The sequence below is a fragment of the Burkholderia sp. APQ4-4ca genome (assembly GCF_057837105.1).
Genome location: NZ_JBYQCG010000184.1, coordinates 1 through 3,432 on the forward strand (window position 1 = coordinate 1; position 3,432 = coordinate 3,432).

The window sequence follows — 3,432 nt, forward strand, 5'->3', positions numbered from 1 at the left end:
GTTCCAGTAGAGAGGTGTTTCGCGATGCCATTGAAGCAACCCACCAGCGGCCGTACAACGGCGACGAAATCGAACAGGCAACATATCGATTCGACGAGATTGGAAGCCGTCTACGACGACATCAAGAATTCTCTCGATCAATTCGATGTGCTCGAACTACGTCGACTGATCGGTCAAGGGATGGAAATCAACATCGCCTTACGGATCGCCGTTGATTTTCAGCATGAACCGTCGAGACATTACTCGTAGGTCCGAAACTCCCGTGTCCGACGACCCCACGCAGTATCGTCGAATCGGAGCGCCTCTCTGCCGAGGAATCGGATCGCATCGCACGTGCGATTGATGTATTCGAAAACAAAAGGGTTGCCGCCGCATGGATGCAACTGCCACACGTAGCGTCTCGCTGTACGAGCAACGTGCTCGCCGATCTGCATTTCGACGATGCCAAGGAACTGACCACCAAAGCCGCGCTCGCACTCACATCACGCATCGCTTCACCCGTCGAGACGGACGCGACGCTAACCGCAGCGCACTTCAGGCCCGGTCACGCAAACGAGATAATGAGCTTCTTTACGCGCAGCTAGCCGAACGATCTACCCTCCTATGCCGCGCTGCACACGCTCGACACAAAAGAAAAGCCGCTGCCGTCACAAACGGCAGCGGCCTCACCCCGCGAATCACACGATCCACCGACTTCCTGACACACCCGCTTACTGCTGAATCGTCGCCTGCTGAGCGAGCTTGTCGACCACCACCCCGAGCGCACGCTGCTGCGCGTGCGCTTCGAGCTGCTGACGCAGCACGTTCTTCGCGGCTTCAAACGTCGGCAAGGTCGTCACGCGCTTCTCGTCTAGCTTCACGATCACATGTGCGTTACCGAGCTGGAACGGCGCCGCGACGGCACCCGACGCATCGCTTGGGATCGCGGTACAGGAAGGCGCAGGCATCGGTCTGCTGCCGGACTTCGTCGTGGACGACGCGCTGCGTTCGGGAGCTGCCCGACTACCGCGCGGATGAAGTAGGGCTGTTTCTGGTGCATCCGTCGCGCCGGTATCTCGATGAAGGCGCGCGCATGGGTGGACTTCATGAAGCAGGCGCTGCACGCTGCCCTCGGCGGGCAATGCAACGACCATGCGTGCGACGCGGCCACACCGGAGCGCCCCGGCGCGACCGCCACCGTCCCCTTACGCCACGGCCTTCACCGCCTGCGCCACGTCAAAGAACGTCGCCTGCACCGCGGCGTCCGCGCGCGCATACGCGCGGTTCACGCCGCTGATCACCGCACGAATCGACGCGGTCGTCAGATTCGCATCGACACCGACACCGAATGCACTGCCGCGCACCCCCGTACCGGCCAGCTCGGCGATCGCGATCGCCTTCGCGTCGGCGCCCTGCGACAGCGCGCGTTCCTCGTAATGCTGGATTCGCAGCGGCGTATGCAACGCATGCATCAGCGCATCGAGCGGCCCGTTGCCTTCGCCGCGCAGCACGCGGCGCTCGCCGTGCACGTCGGCGGTCAGCACGATCGTCTCGCGGCCATCTCGCTCGGTCAGCTCATGGCCGACGTAACGCAGCGGCGCATCGCTTTCGACGTATTCCTGCTGGAACAACGACCAGATCTGCGCGCTCGTCACCTCGTGCCCGCTGTCGTCGGTCAGGCGCTGCACGGCTGCGCTGAAATCGACCTGCATGCGGCGCGGCAGCGCGACGCCGTAGCCCTGTTCGAGCAGGTACGCGATACCACCCTTGCCCGACTGGCTGTTCACGCGAATGATCGAATCGTACGTGCGGCCGAGATCGTTCGGATCGATCGGCAGATATGGCATTTCCCATACGGCGTCGGCGCGCTGCACCGCGAAGCCCTTCTTGATCGCGTCCTGGTGCGAGCCGGAGAACGCGGTGAACACGAGGTCGCCGACATACGGATGACGCGGGTGGATCGGCAACTGCGTGCATTCCTCGGACGTGCGCGCGACTTCGTTGATCTGCGAGAAATCGAGGCCCGGATCGACGCCCTGCGTGTACAGGTTCAGCGCGAGCGTCACGAGATCGACGTTACCCGTGCGTTCGCCGTTGCCGAACAGGCAACCTTCGATCCGGTCGGCACCGGCCATCACCGCAAGTTCGGCCGCCGCGACCGCGGTGCCGCGATCGTTGTGCGGATGGACGGACAGGATCAGCGAATCGCGGCGCGCGAGGTTGCGGTGCATCCATTCGATCTGGTCCGCGTAGTAATTCGGCGTGCCGATTTCCACCGTGGCCGGCAGGTTCACGATCGACTTGCGCGCCGGCGTCGGCTGCCACACGTCGAACACCGCGTCGCAGACTTCCTTCGCGAACTCGAGTTCGGTCGCCGTAAACGTTTCCGGGCTGTACTGCAGCGTGAACTGCGTGCCGGTCGCCGCATCGGCGCACCGCTTGATCGTGCGCGCGGCGTTCACCGCGAGCTGCTTCACACCGTCGCGATCGAGGCCGAACACGATCTTGCGGAATTCCGGCGCGGTCGCGTTGTACAGGTGCACGATCGCGCGCTTCGCGCCGCGCAGCGACGCGAAGGTGCGCTCGATCAGATCGTCGCGCGCCTGCGTCAGCACTTCGATCGTCACGTCGTCGGGAATGTGACCGCCTTCGATCAGCTCGCGAACGAAGTTGAAATCGGTTTCGGACGCGGACGGGAACGCAACCTCGATTTCCTTGAAGCCGATCGCGACCAGCGTCTTGAACATCCGCATCTTGCGCGTGGCGTCCATCGGTTCAAACAGCGCCTGGTTGCCGTCGCGCAGGTCGGTGCTCATCCAGATCGGCGCCTGCGTGATCGTGCGCGACGGCCACGTGCGGTCGGGCAGATTGACGGGCGTGAACGGCCGGTATTTCGTCGCGGGGTTCTTCAGCATCATGATGTCGGTCCTCGGTCAGTTTGTCGGTGAAACGCGGCGCGGCAGCCTTCGGCGTCAGGAGCCGGCTACATGCGCAGCGGTAAAAACGGCAAAAAATCGGCACAACGGCAAAGCGGTACGGCAAACGACAGCCTTGGCGGTTGAGCGACCGGGACGGAGCGGAGTGATGACGGAAGAAAGACGAACTCAGGCGCCGGTCGACAACCGGGGCCAGGTCGGTGATGCGGGGAAAATCTGGCGCTTCAGGAACGAAGCAGATGGAAAGCGCGCAGCCGCAGACCCAGCCCGGAGAAGCGGGCTAGTAGTCGTAGCGAGAAGAGGAACTGAGCGGCGTGCATGGCCGGCATCAAATCACAGGGTGGCCACGGTTGTCAACCGGGGACGAGTGCGCTTCCGCCTCGCCCGATCCCGCGACACGCGCGTTCGCGCAGAATCAGTCCCGTCCGATAGGCGGCGCCGTCCCCCGTCGATATGCTTCACGGGTGCGGCGCCGGTAAGGCCCTATTCATGTTCGGAGTGAGTCGGTCTGTCCTCT

4 protein-coding genes are annotated in these 3,432 nt (G+C 63.4%); 2 read left to right on the plus strand and 2 right to left on the minus strand.

Going from position 1 to position 3,432, the window contains the following annotated elements:
* Together AC3IFE_RS20865 and AC3IFE_RS20870 are read left to right on the plus strand one after the other, a co-directional pair.
* A partial coding sequence (locus tag AC3IFE_RS20865) for a hypothetical protein (RefSeq protein WP_489191800.1) occupies positions 1–249 on the plus strand: 249 nt, incomplete at its 5' end.
* Between the two features lie 167 nt (positions 250–416).
* The gene (locus AC3IFE_RS20870) at positions 417–584 is read left to right on the plus strand and encodes a hypothetical protein (RefSeq protein ID WP_489191801.1); all 168 of its coding nucleotides are present in this window, start codon (positions 417–419) and stop codon (positions 582–584) included.
* Positions 585–710: 126 nt separating this feature from the next.
* Here the strand turns inward: AC3IFE_RS20870 and AC3IFE_RS20875 are convergent, their stop codons facing one another.
* Together AC3IFE_RS20875 and leuA are read right to left on the minus strand one after the other, a co-directional pair.
* On the minus strand, positions 711–947 hold the full coding sequence (locus AC3IFE_RS20875; RefSeq protein ID WP_489191802.1) for a peptidylprolyl isomerase: 237 nt from the start codon (positions 945–947) through the stop codon (positions 711–713).
* Between the two features lie 237 nt (positions 948–1,184).
* A complete protein-coding gene (gene leuA / locus AC3IFE_RS20880; protein ID WP_489191803.1) occupies positions 1,185–2,894 on the minus strand; it encodes a 2-isopropylmalate synthase in 1,710 nt (569 codons plus the stop codon).
* Between the last annotated feature and the right edge of the window lie 538 nt (positions 2,895–3,432).